The sequence below is a fragment of the Desulfoferula mesophila genome, assembly GCF_037076455.1.
GTDB lineage: Bacteria > Desulfobacterota > Desulfarculia > Desulfarculales > Desulfarculaceae > Desulfoferula > Desulfoferula mesophila.
This window is the reverse complement of the sequence record NZ_AP028679.1, coordinates 993,647-1,011,669: the sequence shown is the minus strand read 5'-3', so window position 1 is coordinate 1,011,669 and position 18,023 is coordinate 993,647. Positions and strand designations below refer to the sequence as shown.

At 63.0% G+C, this 18,023-nt stretch carries 15 protein-coding genes; 12 read left to right on the top strand and 3 right to left on the bottom strand.

Annotation, left to right across the window (positions count from 1 at the left end; translation table 11 throughout):
- Window positions 1–42 precede the first annotated feature (42 nt).
- Both ppcB and AACH32_RS04400 read right to left on the bottom strand, forming a co-directional pair.
- Window positions 43–1,452, bottom strand: a complete 1,410-nt coding sequence (ppcB, locus tag AACH32_RS04405) for a phenylphosphate carboxylase subunit beta (RefSeq protein WP_338605567.1) — start codon at window positions 1,450–1,452, stop codon at window positions 43–45.
- Between the two features lie 378 nt (window positions 1,453–1,830).
- Window positions 1,831–2,715: a LysR family transcriptional regulator gene (locus AACH32_RS04400; protein WP_338605566.1), complete on the bottom strand. Its 885-nt coding sequence runs from the start codon at window positions 2,713–2,715 to the stop codon at window positions 1,831–1,833.
- 348 nt (window positions 2,716–3,063) lie between these two features.
- On the opposite strand from AACH32_RS04400, the gene AACH32_RS04395 reads away from it, so the two are divergent.
- The 12 genes from AACH32_RS04395 to AACH32_RS04340 all read left to right on the top strand — a co-directional run bounded on the left by AACH32_RS04395 (window position 3,064) and on the right by AACH32_RS04340 (window position 16,049).
- Window positions 3,064–4,911, top strand: a complete 1,848-nt coding sequence (locus tag AACH32_RS04395) for a PEP-utilizing enzyme (RefSeq protein ID WP_338605565.1) — start codon at window positions 3,064–3,066, stop codon at window positions 4,909–4,911.
- A gap of 108 nt (window positions 4,912–5,019) precedes the next feature.
- The gene (locus AACH32_RS04390; protein WP_338605564.1) at window positions 5,020–6,105 is read left to right on the top strand and encodes a PEP/pyruvate-binding domain-containing protein; all 1,086 of its coding nucleotides are present in this window, start codon (window positions 5,020–5,022) and stop codon (window positions 6,103–6,105) included.
- 190 nt (window positions 6,106–6,295) lie between these two features.
- Window positions 6,296–7,948 carry an AMP-binding protein gene (locus AACH32_RS04385; RefSeq protein ID WP_338605563.1) on the top strand — a complete coding sequence of 551 codons (1,653 nt, stop codon included), beginning with the start codon at window positions 6,296–6,298 and terminating at the stop codon, window positions 7,946–7,948.
- 1 nt (window position 7,949) lies between these two features.
- Window positions 7,950–9,191: a Tm-1-like ATP-binding domain-containing protein gene (locus AACH32_RS04380; protein WP_338605562.1), complete on the top strand. Its 1,242-nt coding sequence runs from the start codon at window positions 7,950–7,952 to the stop codon at window positions 9,189–9,191.
- A 1-nt stretch (window position 9,192) separates the two neighbouring features.
- On the top strand, window positions 9,193–9,750 hold the full coding sequence (locus AACH32_RS04375) for an NUDIX hydrolase (RefSeq protein ID WP_338605561.1): 558 nt from the start codon (window positions 9,193–9,195) through the stop codon (window positions 9,748–9,750).
- The gene (locus AACH32_RS04370) at window positions 9,751–10,422 is read left to right on the top strand and encodes a CBS domain-containing protein (RefSeq protein ID WP_338605560.1); all 672 of its coding nucleotides are present in this window, start codon (window positions 9,751–9,753) and stop codon (window positions 10,420–10,422) included.
- A gap of 108 nt (window positions 10,423–10,530) precedes the next feature.
- Window positions 10,531–11,097 carry a UbiX family flavin prenyltransferase gene (locus tag AACH32_RS04365; protein WP_338605559.1) on the top strand — a complete coding sequence of 189 codons (567 nt, stop codon included), beginning with the start codon at window positions 10,531–10,533 and terminating at the stop codon, window positions 11,095–11,097.
- A 43-nt stretch (window positions 11,098–11,140) separates the two neighbouring features.
- Window positions 11,141–12,034: an FAD binding domain-containing protein gene (locus AACH32_RS04360; protein WP_338605558.1), complete on the top strand. Its 894-nt coding sequence runs from the start codon at window positions 11,141–11,143 to the stop codon at window positions 12,032–12,034.
- Complete coding sequence (locus AACH32_RS04355; RefSeq protein ID WP_338600079.1) at window positions 12,031–12,507, top strand: (2Fe-2S)-binding protein; 477 nt, start codon at window positions 12,031–12,033, stop codon at window positions 12,505–12,507. The genes AACH32_RS04360 and AACH32_RS04355 overlap by 4 nt, the downstream gene beginning before the upstream one ends.
- Window positions 12,508–12,510: 3 nt before the next feature.
- Window positions 12,511–14,865: a xanthine dehydrogenase family protein molybdopterin-binding subunit gene (locus AACH32_RS04350; protein ID WP_338605557.1), complete on the top strand. Its 2,355-nt coding sequence runs from the start codon at window positions 12,511–12,513 to the stop codon at window positions 14,863–14,865.
- A gap of 69 nt (window positions 14,866–14,934) precedes the next feature.
- Window positions 14,935–15,126: a DUF2080 family transposase-associated protein gene (locus AACH32_RS04345; RefSeq protein WP_338605556.1), complete on the top strand. Its 192-nt coding sequence runs from the start codon at window positions 14,935–14,937 to the stop codon at window positions 15,124–15,126.
- Entirely contained in the window at window positions 15,123–16,049 is a 927-nt protein-coding gene (locus AACH32_RS04340; RefSeq protein ID WP_338605555.1) for a damage-control phosphatase ARMT1 family protein, read from the top strand. Before AACH32_RS04345 ends, AACH32_RS04340 begins: the two co-directional genes overlap by 4 nt.
- 251 nt (window positions 16,050–16,300) lie before the next feature.
- Here the strand turns inward: AACH32_RS04340 and AACH32_RS04335 are convergent, their stop codons facing one another.
- Window positions 16,301–18,004, bottom strand: a complete 1,704-nt coding sequence (locus AACH32_RS04335) for a sulfatase-like hydrolase/transferase (RefSeq protein ID WP_338605554.1) — start codon at window positions 18,002–18,004, stop codon at window positions 16,301–16,303.
- Between the last annotated feature and the right edge of the window lie 19 nt (window positions 18,005–18,023).

Here is an 18,023-nt window from a genome sequence, read left to right as displayed (position 1 = left end):
GTGGGGTCCGCCGCGTTTTGGGCCTTTAAATTGCCGGGGTGTCTACTCGAAGCCCAGCTCCGACCAGCGCGACTCGACCTTCTTGACCACGTCGGGGTCCAGGGCGATGGGAATGGGCTTTTCCTTCCAATCGTAGGGTATGGTGGCGTCCAGCAGCAGACGGCCGGTGATGTCCCGGGCGTCGATGGGCAGCGAGGGGTCCAGCGGGGTGGAGCGGCCGCGCTTGATAACCTGGCTGCGGTTGGGCTGGAACCTGAAGGACAGGGCGTACATGACCCGGGGGATGTCCCAGGGATCGATGTCCTCGTCCACCACGATGACCGTCTTGAGGCCGTAGGCGCCCATTTCCGTGGAGATGGCCGCGGTGAGCACCTGGTCGGCGTGACCGGGGTACATCTGCTTCATGGAGATGATGGCCAGGAAGCGGCCCGAGCCTTCCGGCGGGCAATAGACCGACTGGATGCCGGGGATCTTCATGGCCTTGAGCTGCTGCCACAAGGTGGCCCCATAGGACAGGGCCATGGTCATGTGGGTGTCGGTAACCGCCCGGCCCACGGTGGTGCCCCACAGGATGGGGTTGTCGCGGTGGGTGATGCACTTGACGTCTATGAAGTTGCGCGGGTCGGTGCCCACCCCGGAGTAATACCCGGTGTACTCGCCAAAGGGCCCTTCCTCCATGAACTTCTCGGCGTCGACCTCGCCCTCCACCACGATCTCGGCGTGCGCGGGTATGGGCAGGTCCACCGTTTCACCGGCCACCACTTCCACCGCCTGGCCCCGGATGGCGCCGGCCACGTCGTACTCGCTGGTGAAGGCCGAGAGCCGGGCCGCCCCCAAGATGAACAGCAAGGGATCGCAGCCCACGATGGAGGCCACCGGCATGGGCTTGCCCAAGGCCTGGTATTTCTTGAGCATGATGTCGGCGTGCTTGCCCTTGATGAACTGGGTGCCCAGCTTGTCCTTGCCCAGGAGCTGGGAGCGGTAGGTGCCCAGGTTCACCCAACCCGTATCGGGATCCTTGGAGATGATGAAGTGCGCGGTGCCGAAGAAGCGGCCGCCGTCCAGGGGATACCACTTGGGCACCGGGAACTTGTAAAGGTCCACGTCGTCGCCGGTGAGAATGTTCTGCTTGCAGGGGGCCGCGGACTTGTCCACCTCCACGGGAGGCAGCAGGTTGTCACCTACCTCGACCCACCTTTCCATGATCTGGACCAGGGTGGATTCCTTGGGCATGCCCATGATCACCGCGAGCCTTTCCGCGGTGGTGCACACGCTGGTGATCACCGGGGTGTCATAGCCCTTGACGTTTTCAAACAACAGCGCCGGGCCGCTCTTCTCCTCGTTCAGTTTGGCGATGTGCGATAATTCGAGGTCCCAGTCGACCTCGGCCTTGATTCGATGCAGGATGCCCGACTCTTCACAGGTGGCGATAAAGTCCCTCATGTCCTTCATAAAACCGGCTCCTCCCTTTGCGCCTAAAGGCGTTTCGTGGCCCTGATAAGGCTGACGATGATGGGTATATCCAAATTATTGAATTTAATATGGATAATGCGGCGCTTTAAAGTCAACTCATATAATATTATGCAAGGTATAAGTAATTTTTATATGACAACATTATGTCGAAGCGAGCCCGGAAAAAACCGACAGGCGGAACTAGTTGTTTAAGCTATTAAATTTATGCTGCCCCGGACAAGAGCCACGCTTGGCTTCGCCGTGTCCCGTCTAACCACTAACTGTGGACACATAATCTATAGTGCTATTAGCGCGCATTATGACGCCGAGATGGGGCCCAAACGGGCAAGCGCGGGCGGGCTGGCGCCGCCCTAAAGGTCAAGCATGGTCGCGGTAGAGCAGGTCCAAAAATGCCCGGGCCGGCCGAGACAACTCGTGGCCCTTGAGCACCGCGGTGCAGATGTTCAGCTGGGGTTGCTCGTTTTTCAGGGAAAAGGTGGCGACCTTCCCGGACCGAATATCCGCCGCCGCGCCGGAACGGGTGAGGAAAGAAATCCCCTGGCCCTGGGCGACCTGTTCCTTGATCACCTCGGCGTTGCTGGTCTCGAAGACGATCGCCGGCTTGATGTGGTGCTTGCGAAAAAGATCGACCACCACCTTGCGGGTGCCGGAGCCCTTCTCCCGCATGATTATGGGATTGGCGGTCAGGGCCTTGACCGGAACGTCCTTTTTGTTGGCCAAGGGGTGCTCCGGCGCCACGATGGGGGTCAACTCCTCGCTGCGGAAAAACTTGAAGTCGACCCTGCGCACCCGGCCCGGAGCGGCGATGACCGCCACCTCGATGTCCAGCGACCACAAGCGCCGGGCCATCTCCCGGGAGCTGCCCTCGATCAGGACGATGTTGACCAGGGGGTAATTGCTCTGAAAGCGGGCCAGGAGGGGCGGAATTATGGTGTGCGCATAGGTGCGGGCGGTGCCCAGCTTCAAGGTCCCCTTTTTCACCAGGCGCATTTGCTTGATGGCCTGGGCCGCTTCTTCCTCCAGCTTGAATATCTTGCGGGCATGGGCCAACAGGACGTCGCCCGGTTCGGTGAGGACCAGCTTCTTGCCCAGACGGGCAAAAAGCTTGACACCTAAATCTTCCTCCAGATTCCTGATCTGGGCACTCACCGCCGGCTGGGTGACGTTGAGCGTCTCCGCCGCCTGGGAGAAATTCATGGCCTCGGCGGCATGAAAGAAGGTGAGCAGTTGATTGAGGTTCATGGCTTGATATTAAAACAGTGCCGATTGGCTGTCAATTCGAAACAATTTTCGAGAATCTCAACTGGTTGATAAATAGGGATAAAGCTTGTCAGCATATAAACATAGCTTATGAGGAGAATAATTTTATTTGGCTTGAAACTCAGACAGCGCGTAGGCCATTATCTATTTGTGCCCAAAATCATCTCTATGAAATTTGCACGTAGGGGCTGAGAAGCCTGGCAGAATATTTTGGTCATTGGCGGCTGACTTCAGTGGCTCACTCCTCTTAGATTCACAGTCGTTTTCCCTCGGTCCTTAACAAAAGGGTTACCCTTTTTCAGAGGCCTCTATACAAAGGGAGATAGGGCTATGGGCGAGAGCAAACGGAGATTTCCTGATCCTCACGAGGTAGAAAAAATACCCGGCACTGAAGGTTGGGAACGGATGTTCCCTTATCAGTACCAGTTCGTGACCGACGACCCGGAGCGCGAACAGTACGAAAAGGGGATGTTCTGGTTTTATGACGGACTGCATTATCCCGAGCCTATCTACCCCTTTGACATAATTTGGGACGAGGCCTGGTACCTGGCCCTGTCTCAGTTCAACACCCGCATTTTCGCGGTGCCCCCCGTTTATGGCGTGGATCACCGCATCATCAACGGCTACATCTACATCTCGCCGGTGCCGGTGACCGACCCCGCCGAAGTCGAGGCCCGGGTGGCCCATTTCATGGAGAGGGCCGGCTACTACTACGAGAATTGGAACAAGCTGGAAGATCAGTGGATCAAAAAGCTCGAGAAGGTCATATCTGACCTGGAAGCCCTCGAGATCAAGCCCCTCCCCGAGCTGGAAGACATATCGGTCGTCATGGAGGGCCTGGGCAAGTCCACGGGCTATGAGCTACTCCATGCCTATGACAAGTTGATCGATCTGGGCCTGCTCTGCTGGCAATACCACTTCGAGTTCTTGAACCTGGGTTACGCCGCATACGTGACCTTCCTGGATTTCTGCCAAAAGGTGTTCCCGGATATCCCCCTGCAGCGGGTTACTCAGATGGTCTCGGGCATCGACGTGATCATGTACCGGCCCGATGAAGAGCTCAAGAAACTGGCCCGGGCGGCGGTTGATCTCAATGTGGACGGCATCGTCAACTCCGGAAGAAAGTTCGTCGAGATAAAGGACGAGCTGGAGGCCACGTCCAACGGCAAGGAATGGCTGAACGCCTTTGAGAAGGCCCGCTATCCCTGGTTCTGGACCTCCACCGGCACCGGCTGGTACCACCATGACAAATCCTGGAACGACGACCTGGACATCCCCCTGGCTTCCCTGTGCATCTACATTGACAAGGTCAGGGCCGGCAAGCCCATCGAACGGCCCATGGACCAAGTCATCAAGGAGCGTGACCGCATCACCGAGGAATACCGCGCTTTGTTGGCTGACGAGGAGACCAAGGCCGGCTTCGAACAGCTTCTGGGCACCGCCCGCACCGTGTTCCCCTACGTCGAGAACCATCTGTTCTACGTGGAGCACTGGTTCCATTCCGTGTTCTGGAACAAGATGCGCGAAGTCGCGGCCATTCTCATGGACTATGGATTCATCGAAGAAATCGAGGACGTCTGGTACCTCACGCGGGCCGAAATAAAGGAAGCCCTGTGGGACGTGGTCACCGCCTGGGCCACCGGCGTCAAGCCGCGCGGCCCCCAGGTATGGCCCAAGGAGATCGCCTGGCGCAAGGGAGTCATGGACAAGTTCCGCGAGTGGACTCCTCCCGCGGCCGTGGGCACCGCGCCTGAAGTGATCCAGGAGCCCTTCACCGTGGTCCTGTGGGGCGTCACCAACGAGTCCCTCAACGCCTGGGCCGAGGTGGATGCGGCCGGCGACCCCGAATCGGTGAACCAGCTCAAGGGATTCGCCGGCAGCCCCGGCGTGGTGGAAGGCTTCGCCCGGGTGTGCCGCACCGTGGCCGAGATCGGCCAGCTCAAAGAGGACGAGATCTTGGTGGCCCCCACCACCTCGCCCTCTTGGGCTCCGGCTTTCCAAAAGATCCAAGCGGCGGTCACCGACGTGGGCGGCGTCATGTGCCACGCGGCCATCGTGTGCCGCGAATACGGCTTGCCCGCGGTGGTGGGCACCGGCCACGGTACCAGCATCATCAAGACCGGCATGAAAATCAAGGTGGATGGTGGCACCGGAAAGGTGACCATCCTGGAACGTTAAGTACTTGCCCGGCCGCCCCGCCGGGGCGGCCGGGCTTCGGCGAAATCAACTTGCTTGCCGCGGACAAGGCGCCCACGGCTATCAGTGACAAGCCACTGCGGAGCGAACATGGCCCAATTACCTCTGGTCTGCTGGTTTCAAGAGTGCAACAAGGACTCGGTGCCGCTGGTGGGCGGCAAAAACGCCTCTTTGGGCGAGTTGATCAATGCGGGTATTCGCGTCCCCCCTGGCTATGCGATCACCACCGAAGCGTATCGGCGTTTCATCGGCGACGGGGGGCTAGACGGCAAGATCAAAGAGGCGCTGGAGGGCCTGAATCACGAGGACTCCGCGGCCCTGGATCAGGCCAGTGACTATATCCGGGGCCTGATCGAATCCTGCCCCATCGCGGTTGATCTGGAAGACCACATAGCCGAATACTATCGCCGCCTGTCCAAGATTTGCGGACTGCCCGCCACCCCGGTGGCGGTGCGCTCCAGCGCCACCGCCGAGGACCTGCCCGGAGCCAGCTTCGCGGGGCAGCAGGAAACCTTCCTGTGGATTCGCGGCGTGGAGTCGGTGTTGGAGCACGTACGCAAGTGCTTCTCCAGCCTCTTCACCGCCCGGGCCATCGCCTATCGCATCAAAATGGGCTTCGCCCAGGAGGAAGTGGCCTTGAGCGTGGGCATCCAGAAGATGGCCAACGCCTTCACCGCCGGTGTCATGTTCACCCTGAATCCGGGCAACGGCGACCGCTCCATGATCGTCATCGATTCCAACTTCGGTTTCGGAGAGTCGGTGGTTTCCGGCGAGGTCACCCCGGACAACTTCCGGGTCGACAAGGTGAGCATGGAAATCCTGGAGAGGACCATCTCCAAAAAGGAAGTCTACTACACCCTGGAGCCGGCCGAGCATTGCTCGCGCAAGCTGACCCTGCCCAAGGAGCGGCAGATGGCCCAATCCACCATAGACAAGGACGTCTTGGAGTTGGCCCGCATGGGCAAGGTCATCGAACAACATTACGGCTGCCCCCAGGACATCGAATGGGCGGTGGACAAGGACATGCCCAAGACCGGCAACGTGTTCATCCTGCAAAGCCGGCCGGAAACCGTATGGAGTTGCAAAGACCAGGACAAAACGCCGACCCAAGGCCCCAAAAAGACGGCCATGGATCACATCTTGTCCAATCTCATGATGGGTAAAAAACTCTCTTAAGGTACCAACCCCGAAGGAGGTACCGGATGGCCAGAGGGTGGCGGATAGTCTGAAAAGAACCATGAAATAAGGCTGCCAAGGCCCGCACAGCCGACAAACCCAGGCGCAGTAAGACACGAAAAATGGGGTGGTGCATACCGACCTCAAAGGGACAACTACGCCCTCGGACAGGCAAGGAGGCTCTAGACAAATGAAACCAATCCGATACACCCAAGCGATGATCGACGAGTTCAAAGGCAACGGCTTTTGGACCGATGAGACCTTCTTTGACTTCTATGATCGCAACGCGGCCCAACTGGGCGACCGCGAGGCCTTGGTGGACTCGCGCTACAGAGTCACCTGGAACCAGGCCAAAGACCTGACCAACGCCATCGCCACGGCCTGGGCCTCGGGCGGGCTGCCCAAGGATGCCCGGGTTATCATCCAGTCGCCCAACAGCGTCTACGGCTTCTTGGCCCGCATCGCCGCCGAGCGGGCCGGGCTCATCTCCCTGACCGTGTACCCCTATCTGCGCCAGCGCGAGCTGGAATACATGATGGAGCTCACCCAGGCCTCGATGGTGGTGATCCCCCACGTGTACCGCAAGTTCGACTATCTGGAAATGTACAAGGGCTTCATGCAGAAGTTCCCCAGCCTCAAGCAGGTCTACCTGTTCGATGAGGATGTGCCGGCGGCGGCGCCCGAGGGCACCAAGAGCCTGGTGACCACCGCGCAGGAATACCTGGGCAAAATCGATCAGGCTCTCTTGGACTCTCGCCGCCTGGACACCACCGGCGACGTGGCCCTGTTGACCACCACCACCGGCACCACCGGCATACCCAAGCTGGTGGAGTGGCCCATCGCCTCCAGGGTGTGCACCGCCAAGGGGCGCATCGACATCTGGGACCTGAACAAGGAAGACATCACCATGGCGGTGGCCCCCCACGCCGGCGGCGCGGCCGGCACCCTGACCTACTTCGCCGCGCCCATGGCCGGGGCCAAGACGGTGATGCTGGAGGAGTTTGATCCCCGCCTGGCCCTGGAGGTCATGGCCAAGGAAAAGGTCACGGCCATCGGGGTGGTGCCCACCCACCTGGTGCGCATGCTGGAGGAGGATATCGAGTCCTACGACCTGTCCAACCTGCGCTTCATCCGCTCCGCCGGCGGCTATCTGCCTCCCAAGGTGGCCTCCGAGGCCGAAGAGCGCTTCGGCGCGGCCATCACCAGCGACCTGGGCACCCAGGACGTGGGTTCGGTGAGCGGCTGCCGGGTCACCGATTCGGTGGAGGTGCGGCGCGGCTCGGTGGGTCGCCCCCTGCCGGGCAACGTGGTCAAGCTGCTGGACGACGACGGCAACCAGGTGCCCGACGGCGAGCCCGGGGTGCTGTGGTTCCGGGGCCCCCACGCTCCGGCCGGCTATTATCGCGACGAGGAGCTGACGTCCACGGTCTTCAACCCGGACGGCTGGAGCACCACCGGCGACATCGTGAAGCTGGACAAGGAGTGCCTGTGGATCATGGGCCGCAAGAAGGACATGATCATCCGCGGCGGTCAAAACATCTATCCCGCCGAGATCGAAGGCATGCTCAACAACCATCCGGCCGTGGGTTCGGTGGCGGTGGTGGGCATGCCCGACGAGGAGATGGGCGAGAAGACCTGCGCCTACGTCGTGCCCAAGCCGGGCGCCGAATTCGCTTTCAAGGACATGGTCGATTTCCTGCTGAGCAAGCAGATCGCCAAGTACAAGCTGCCCGAGCGCCTGGAGATCGTCGAAGACATGCCCACGGTGGGCGACTCCGGCAAGATCAACAAGGAAGACCTCAAAAAAGACATCGCGGCCAAGCTGGCTAGGGAAAAGGCCTGACATGCCGCCCACGGTGCTGCTAATATCCACCCTGGACACTAAGCACCAGGAAACCCGCTACTTGCGCGAACGCATGGAACAAGGCGGCGCGGAGGTTGTACTCATGGACTTGTCCATGGGAGCGGACTCGGGCCAGACGTGCGAGATCCCGCCCGGGCAAGTGGCCGCCGCCGCCGGCTGGAAAATAGAAGACATCCGGGCCTCACGGGAGCGGGCCAAAATTACCGCTGCCATGATCCAGGGCGCGGTGAACCTCGCGGCGGAGCGCTTCGCCAAAGGGAGCTTGGACGCGGTGGTGGGCCTGGGCGGCTCCACCGGTTCGCTCATGGCCTCCGAGGTCATGCGGGCCCTGCCCTTCGGACTGCCCAAGCTCATGGTCTCCTCCACCGCCGCGCTGCCCGGCTTGGCCACCCGCTACATTGACACGGGGGACCTGCTCTTGTTCCATACCGTGGTGGAGATCGCCGGGCTTTCGCCCCTGCTGACCAGCGTCTTGGACCGGGCCGCCGCCGCCGCGTTGGGCCTGGCCAAGGTGCCGACCGTGAACCCCGAGTCGGTCAAGGGCCAAGCCCTGGTGGCCATGAGCATGTTCGGGCCCTGCGAGCACTGCGCCCACCTGGTGCGCATGAAGCTGGAGGAAAAGGGCTACCAGGTGATCGGCTTCTCCGCCGCCGGGGTCTGCGACCGGGCCATGGAGGACATGATCGCCCAGGGCTACTTCGCCGGGGTGGTGGACCTGGCCCCGGGCGGGGTGGGCGAACACATCATGAGCGGCATGCGCTCCGCCGGGCCCCACCGCCTGGAGGCGGCGGGCAAACGAGGCATCCCCCAGGTGATCGCCCCCAGCGGCGTGAACCTGATGAGCCCGCGCAAGTCGCGCTACAAGCCCGATTACTACGAGCGGCGCAAGTACGACCTGGACAAGCTGAGAACCTTCTTGCGCCTCGACCCGGAAGAGCTAAAAGAAGTGGCCCGAGCCTTCGCGGCCAAGCTGAACCAAGCCCAGGGCCCGGTGACCTTTATGATGCCCACCAAGGGCTGGTGCTCCTTTGACCGCGAAGGCGGATCGGTATACGCGCCGGAAGAAGACCGTCTGTTCACCCAAGAACTTCGCTCCAACCTGAAGCCTGAAATCACCCTGCGCGAAGTGGACGCAAACCTGGAAGACGTCGCTTTCGGCGAGGCGGTGGTGGAGGCCTTTGTGGAGCTGTTGCCCCTGGAGACCGTAGGAGCGGCGTCATAGCATGACCAAGGCATGGCCCTTGCTAAGCTCGCAACCGGTAGCCGAGGTCGGTCTGTTCTCGGTTACCCGCGACCGGGCCCTTTCGCCGCGCACCGACCAGGAACGGGACTTTTATGTGGTGCACATGCCCGATTGGCTGCAGATCGTGGCGCTGACCAGCCAGGGCCGGCTAATCATGGTCCGGCAATACCGCCACGCCAGCCGCCGAATCGGGCTGGAGGTGCCCGGAGGGCTTCTAGACGCCACGGACCCGGACCCGGTGGCGGCCGCCCTCCGCGAGCTAAAGGAGGAAACCGGCTATGCCGGCGGAGAAACGCGCGACCTGGGCAGCTACTGGCCCCAGCCCGCCCTTCTGGCCAACCGGGTCCACTTTGTGGCGGCAACCGGGATGGTGCCCACCGGGGCCCAGGAGCAGGATGCGGGCGAGGATATAGAGGTGGTCCTGGTCGCGCCCGACGAACTGGAGCGGCTGTTGGCCGACGGCGAAATTCACAACGCCATGAGCGTCATGGCCTTGGGCCTGGCCAGCCAGGCCGGAGTGCTTTCGGGGAGGGTTTAGATGATTCTGCGCAATTGGATGGAGAGGGACCCGATAACCGTGGAGAGCGGGACCTTGGTGGCGGATGCCATCGCCTTACTGCTGGAAAATAACCTGCGGGCTCTGCCGGTGATCGACCAAGGCGAACTGCGAGGTTTGGTGACCCGCAAGGAATTGCAAGGATGCGCTACCGCCGTGGCCCGGGCCCAGAGCGAGTATGAAACCGAGTACTTCTTGAACCGCCTGAAGATCAGGGACATCATGACCCGCATGCCCAAGACGGTGGAAGCCGGTGACTCGGTGGAATACTGCATGCTCAAGGGCCAAGACGACTTGATCCGCAACTACCCGGTCATGGAAAACGGGAAGTTGGTGGGCATGGTTTCCTCGCTGGAACTTTTTTCGGCCCTGAGCAGCATCCTGGGGGCCAACGAAGTATGGTGCGGCATCACCCTGGAGGCTCTGCCCCTGGAGAGCGGCACCATCAGCAAGGTGTCCAAGTTGGTGGAGGATACCGGCGCGATTTTGCACGGCGTTTTCACCATGCGCCTGCCCAACGTGACGGACAAACGGATCATCCTGCGTTTCGACGGCGGCACCGACGTGGGAGTCGTGGCCAAGGCCTTGGAACAAGGCGGTTACAAGATATTCGAAAAAACCGACGCCGTGCAAACTTGCGGGCACGCGGCGTGAGGCGAATGGCGGGATGTTTCCGGCACTACCCCCGGCAGGGTGAAATCCTCTGCCGCGCCCTGCGGGCTTGAGCATGCGGCAGGCGGAAACTGGAAAGCGAGGGAGGTCTTGGCGCAGCTACCTTTAGTAGTGGGTATATCCGGAGCCAGCGGGGTCATCTACGGGGTGGAGGCGCTCAAGGTGCTGCAAGGCCTGGGGCAGCCCTGCCATCTCATCCTGAGCGAGGCGGGCGCCCGCAACCTGGCCATAGAGACGCAATACTCGGTGGACGAGGTCAAGGCCATGGCCACGCGGGTCCACGAAATTTCGGACGTGGGCGCCGCGGTCGCCAGCGGTTCCTTCCTCCACCGGGGAATGCTGGTGGCCCCCTGCACCATCAAGACGCTCTCGGCCATAGCCAACTCATTCAACTACAACCTGCTGATCCGGGCCGCCGACGTGACGCTGAAAGAACGGCGGCCCTTGGTGCTTATGGTACGCGAAACGCCGCTGCACAAGGGTCATCTTGAACTGATGAGCAGAGCGGCCGATAACGGTGCGGTGATTCTGCCGCCCGTGCCGGCTTTCTATCATCGGCCCCAGAGCATCCAAGACCTGATTCACCAGAGTATCGGCAAGGCGCTGGACCTGTTGGGCGTGGAGCACAACCTATTCCAGCGTTGGGGCGAGCATTAGCTGCGTCGCAGGCGGCAATCATCTTATTTGGGAGGCCAAGAACATGCTTTTACCCAGTTTCAGCTATCACCAGCCGGCCAGCGTGGCCGAGGCGCTGGAGATGCTGGGGCAGTACGGTGGCCAGGCGGCGATAATCGCCGGGGGCACCGATCTGCTGGTCAACATGAAACACAAGAAGCTGTCTCCGCAGCACTTGGTGGGCCTTGAGGGTATTGCCGGGTTGGATGAGTTTAGCTCGGCCGACGGTTCGCTGATCGTGGGACCACGCCTAAGCGCTTCGGCCTTGGCGGCCAGCGGCGAGCTCACCGGCGCGGCCAAGGTTCTGGCCTTGGGGGCCGGGGCCCTGGGTTCGCCCCAGGTGCGCAACCGCGCCACCGTGGGCGGTAACGTGTGCACCGCCCGCCCGGCGGCGGACATGTGCCTGCCGCTGCTGGCCCTGGGGGCCAAGGCGATGCTGGCCGGTCCGGACGGGTCGCGCGAAGTGACGTTGCAGGAGTTCTTCCAGGGGCCGGGCCTGACCGCCAAGCGGCCGGGCGAGCTGCTGACCGGACTGAAGATTGCCAAGCCCGCCGAGGGCTCCGGAGCCGGCTACCAGAAGCTTGGCCTTCGCCAGGCGATGGAGATCGCGCTGGTGAACGTTGCGGCGGTGGTGATGCTGGAGGACGACGGGTCCACCATCAAGGAGGCCCGGGTGGCCCTGGGGGCGGTGGCTCCCACTCCCCTGCTCTCGCCGGGCGCGGCCCAGGCGCTGGCCGGGCGGGCGGCCGACGAGGCGGCCATCGAGGCGGCGGCGGAGGCGGCGGCGGCCGACGCCAAACCCATCGACGATCACAGGGGCTCGGCGGCCTACCGCCGGGACATGGTGCGTACCCTGACCAAGCGGGCCCTGAAGCAGGCCCTGGCCCAGGCCCAAGGCAACGAGGAGGCGCAAGCATGAGCAAGCAAGCCATCACCCTTACGGTAAACGGCGTGGTGCGCCAGGCGTTGGTGGAGCCCAATCAGACCCTCACCTCCCTGCTGCGCGACGAGCTGGGGCTCACCGGCACCAAGCACGGCTGCGGGGTGGGCGACTGCGGCTGCTGCACGGTGATCCTGGACGGCGAGACGGTCAATTCCTGCCTGGTGCTGGCGCTGCAGGCCCAGGGCCGGGAGGTGCTGACCATCGAGGGGCTGGCCAGCGGTGGCGAGCTGCATCCCTTGCAGCGGGCCTTTGTGGACGCCGGGGCCATCCAGTGCGGCTTTTGCACCCCGGGCATGATCCTTTCGGCCAAGGCGCTGCTGGACGTTATCCCGCAGCCCAGCCGGGAGGAGATCACCAAGGGTCTTTCGGGCAACCTGTGCCGCTGCACCGGGTATGAAAAGATCGTGGAGGCGGTGAGTGACGCCGCCGCCAAGATGAGCGAGGCGTAGATCATGAGCGGCAACTTCTCGGTAATCGGAGGCCGGGCGGCCCGCAAGGACGCCCCCGACAAGTCCACGGGCAAGGCCCGCTACATCGAGGACCTCAAATTCGTAGGCGAGCTGGCCGGGGCCATGCTGCAATCCAGCCAGGCCCACGCCAAGATCAAGAGCATCGACATTTCCAAAGCCCAGGCTTTGCCCGGGGTGGTGGCGGTGATCACCGCCCAGGACGTGCCGGACATCAAGTACGGGGTGTCGCCGGCCCGCTACGACGAGAATCTTTTCGCCAAGGACCGGGTGCGCTACGTGGGCGACGAGATCGCCGCGGTGGCCGCCGAGGATCTGGCCACCGCGCTCAAGGCGGTGGAGCTGATCGAGGTGGAGTACGAGCCCCTGCCGGTGCTGCTCACGGTGGAGGAGGCCATGGCCGAGGGGGCTCCCTGGATCCACGACGAATTTCCCGACAACGTCTGCGCCAAGGTGGAGCAGGAGTTTGGCGACGTGGAGGCGGCCTTCGCCGAGTGCGACATCATCCAGGAGGGCAGTTTTTATTCCAAGCGTCAGGACGGGGCCTTTATCGAGCCCAACCAGTGCGTGGCCCTGGTGGACTCTGACGGGGTGCTCAACCTGCACAGCTCCACCCAGGTGCCCCACTACGTGCAGCGCACCGTGGCCATGGTCACCGGCCTGGGCATGAGCCGGGTGCGGGTGGCCAAGCCCTACGTGGGCGGCGGCTTCGGCCCCAAGGCCTCGGCCACCCCCATCGAGCTGGCCTCGAGCTTTTTGGCCATCAAGACCGGGCGTCCGGTGCGCATGGCCTACACCAGGGAGCAGGTGTTTCTTTTCAGCCGGGCCCGCCACGGCTTCACCCACCACATGAAGCTGGGGGCCAAGAAGGACGGCACCCTGATGGCCCTGGACCACCAGGCCACGCTGGAGGGCGGGGCCTACTCCTCCTTCGGCATCGCCACGGTTTACTACGCCGGCTCTCTCTTGGGCGGCCCCTACAAGCTGCCCAACATGCGCTACCAGGGCCAGCGCATCTACACCAACAAGCCCGCCTGCGGGGCCCAGCGGGGCCACGGCGGGGTTATCGCCCGGGGTCTTTTCGAGCAGCAGCTGGACCTGGTGGCCGAGAAGCTGGGCATGGACCCCATCGAGCTTCGCCTGAAGAACATGATGGAGACCGGGGACGTTACTTGCAACGACCTGGCCATGAGCAGCCTGGGCATGCGCGAGTGTTTGGAGGCGGTGAAAACCGGCTCCGGCTGGGCGGAGAAAAAGGGCAAGCTGCCGCCGGGCAAGGGCATCGGCGTGGCCTGCGGCTTCTTCGTCTCCGGCGCGGGTTATCCCATCTATCGCAGCGACACCTATCACTGCACCATCATCATCAAGGCCGACGAGGACGGCGGGGGCATTTTGCTCTACACCGCCTCGGCCGAGATCGGCCAGGGCTCTGAGACCACCATGGCCATGATCGCCGCCGAGGCGGTGGGCATCGACTACGAGCAGGTGCGGGTCAAGAGCGGCGACACCGACTTCGGCATCGACCTGGGGGCCTATTCCTCGCGCACCACCCTGATGACCGGCCACGCCGCCAAGGAGGCGGGGGAAAACCTCAAGGCCATGATTCTGGAGACCCTGGCCCAGGAGCTGGGCATCGAGCAGAGCCGCCTGGACATCAAGGAGGGCCGGATCAAGATCAGCGGCGATCCGGTGGACTTCAGCGCCATCCGCACGGGCTACATCAAGGAGCACCGCGGCTGGCCGGACCCGCCGGAGGGCGACGAGCTGACCTTCCGCGAGGCGGCGCGCCTGGCCTACCTGCGCCGGGGCACGGTGGTGGCCACGGGCAAGTACAAGCCTCCGGTCTTGGGCGGCAAGTACAAGGGCGCGGCGGTGGGCACCAGCCCGGCCTACGGCTGCTCGGCCCAGGTGGCCGAGGTGAGCGTGGACTTCGAGACGGGCCAGATCAAGGTGGAGCGCATCACGGACGCCCACGACTGCGGCCAGGCGGTGAACCTGACCAGCGTGGAGGCCCAGATGCAGGGCTCGGTGTCCATGGGCCTGGGCGAGGCGCTTTTCGAGGAGGTGAAATTCGACTCCCAGGGGCGCATCATCAATCCCAGCCTGGGCGAGTACCACATCCCCACGGTGATGGACATGCCCGAGACCAAGTGCATCGTGGTGGAGTCCGGCGAGCCCAATGGGCCCTTCGGGGCCAAGGAGGTGGGCGAGGGAGCCATCATGCCCACCATCCCGGCCATCCTCAACGCGGTGCGCAACGCCACCGGCCTGGTGCTCGATGAAACGCCCCTGACCCCCGAACGCGTCTACCAGGCGTTTAAGAAACAGAAGAAGGAATAGTACCCGGCCGCGGCCCCGTCCCCTCGGGACGGGGCCCGGTCCAAGACCTCGGCGGCACAGGGGAGCCCATTGTCGAAACCGAAAAAATCCAAGCGCGTGGCCGAGCGCCGCGAAGGAAATTCGGTTCGTTTCGAACTTTACGGCCTGGAGGTCGTGGAGAAGCAGGTGACCGCCAGCGGCAAAAGCGGCAGGGTCTACCTGCCCGTGAAATGGCTCGGTAAGCGCGTCAAGATAATCCGGCTTGCTCGAGAGGCGGCATGATAGCCTCACCCTTTATACAAGGCCGGCTGCTCAAGCCCTTTCCCCAGTGCCGGCAGTGCCTGGAAGATCTGACCACGACCGCCGCGGAATTCGCCGCCGGAGGCGACCCTGAATTGCTACGCCGGGCCCAGCAGGCGGCGCGAGCGGCCATGGCCCAAAGCGCAGGCACTCTCCTGTCCTCGCCGGAAGTGGCCAACCGCATTCTGCGCGGCATCCGCCGGGAAACCGGGGTGCATGACCCCTACCGCAACTTCAAGGCCCAGGAGCAAGCCACCGGGAGGCGAGCCGCCGCCCGGGCGCAAAAAATGATCGGCGCGGACTTGACCTCCCTGGTCAAGCTGGCCGCCTTGGGCAACAGCCTGGACTTTTTCAAGCCCCCGCAGGAGGCCATGGCCGAGGTGGAGCGCGTCCTTGCCGCCGGGGTGGACATGCAGCATGACGATATCCCCCGGCTGGAGCGGTTCCTGGCCACCAGGCACCGAACGGCGCTTTATCTCACCGACAATGCCGGCGAGATTTTCTTCGACCTGCCGCTGTACCGGCATCTCAGCCGTCATTTTGAGCGGGTGTTCCTGGTGGTGAAGGGAGGGCCCGCCCTCAACGACCTGACCCGGCCAGATCTGCAGGCCTCCGGGCTGATGCCGATGTTCCCTAATTTGGCGGACACCGGGGTGGATGGCGCCGGGGTGGAATGGGAGCGGGCGTCACAGGAGTTCAAGGACCTGGTGGGCCGCGCCGATTTGATGGTGGTCAAAGGCATGGCCAACTTCGAAACGCTGTGCCCCCTGCGCCTGCCCAGCCCGCGTTTCCATATTTTCCGCGTCAAGTGCAGGCCCATGCGCGACTATTTGCTGGCCGACCCGGAAAGCTTCTGGGCCTTGTGGCGCGAAGCCGGCGAGGCCTGCCAGGCTCAAAAATATTGAGGCTTAGAGGGCTCAGCGTTACCTACTATAATTAAAAGGGGTTAGCCGGTCTCGGCCAACCCCTTTTTTCCAGCTTGGGATCCGAATGCTTGCGGACGCCAGCCCTGGCCAAGTACTGGGCCAAGGCGGGTCGCCGGCAATGATTACTTGCCCGGCTGGCCCAGCTTGTTGGCCATGGCTTGCGGCCTCCTTTGGCCGCCGGGCGACATCCCTTTCTGCTCTAGCACCTTTGGCCAGCGTGCACCCATGACCTAGTTTTGGCCGAAGCCGATCTTGGTCACTGGGGGGTACTTTTTTAGCACCTCCCGGTAGCGGTTCCCCTCGGCTTCCAAAAGCACATCCACGGGGATGTGACGGATGCCCACGCTCACGTCCTCCTTGGGGTCGGTATACAGGTTGATCATCGCCACCCCGCCGGTGGAGGTCACCATGGCCCCGCTGAATCCCCCGGTGTAGCCCCGCTGGAAGATGCCCTGCTCCAACTGCACCACGGTGTTGAACTTGAACTCGTCGATGCGGATGCCGGAGAGGAATTGGTTCATGGTGTAGATGCGGCTGCGCCGGTTGGACTGGCCCTGGTCGGCCAGAAGGAAGCTGGCCTGGTCGATGCCGTCGATGTAGTGGGTTTTGGGCACGTACTTGGCGGCCTGGGCCCCCGGGGCTCCAGCCAGGGAGATGGCGGTGTTGAACAGGTCGGCCAGGTCGAACAGGCCATCGGAACGGCGCGGGACGATCACGCCCTTCCAATAGGCAAAGGTCGGCACCCGGACCCCACCTTCCCAACTGGAGCCCTTGCAACCCCGGAAGGGGGTGCGGCCGTGGGGAGGCACCTCGCACTCGGGGCCGTTGTCCGAAGTGAAGAATATGAGGGTGTTTTCCAGCTGCCCGGTCTCTTCCAGCGCCTTGACCAGGCGGCCCAGGATGTCGTCCACCTCCACCAGGGCGTCGCTGTAAACGGTGCGGGCCGGCGACTTGCCGGCGTAGACGTCGTTGGGGTAATTGTCGAAATGAGCGGCCCGGGTGGCGTGATAGAGGAAGAAGGGCTGCTTGCTCCCCGCCATCTTGCGAATGAACTTTTCGCTGTAGGCCGCCCAGTCCTGGTCCAGGTTCTTGATGGTGGTCAGGTTCACTTCGTATACGTCCACGCACTTGGCCTTGTCGGACTGGGTGCAGTGCACGTTGTTGTGGTTAAAAGGCATCTTTTGCATGGCCGCGGTACGCCCGGGGCTTAGGGCGATCTCGGGGTTGAAGTACTGGTCCCGCCACTCGGTGTAGGCGTCCGAGACGCTCAAAAAGCCGTAGAAATCATCATAGCCCACGTTTTGAGGCAGGGAGCCCTGGTTTTCCCCCATGTGCCATTTGCCCACCCCCTGGGTCACATAGCCCAGCTTTTGCAGGGCCATGGGGAAGGTGGCGGCCCCGTCCAGGCCCCCCGCCTCGCCGTACATGGGCGGCCTGAGCAGGCCGTGGTGCAGGGGGGTCTGGCCGGTGTGGATGGTGGCCCGGGTGGGCGAGCAACTGGGGGTGGAATAGGCGGAGGTAAGGACCAGGCCCCCATGGGCCAGGCGGTCCATCACCGGGGTGGGGTTGCCCACCGCCTCGCCACCTCCGTTGAAGCCCGGGTCCAGCCAGCCCACGTCGTCCAGCAGGAATATGAGGATGTTGGGCTTCTTGCCGAAGCGTTTCTCCAGCGCGGCCAACTTTTGGCGGGCCTGCTGGTCCTGGGCGGGATGAGAAATCACCGGCTCCATGTTGGGCGCGATGGGTACCGGGCGAATGTGCAGGTACTGGTTGGGGTGGTCGTATCCCTTGGCCGTGGCCTGGCCGGTAACCGATCCCCGGGTGATATCCGCCGCCCGCGGCGCAGCGGATGGCAGGCACAGGATCATGGCGGCCATGAGTCCGGAGGCCAACAATTTGCGCACCTCGAGAGCGAAGCAGAGCTTGCTTGCCATACCCTATCTCCTTACACCG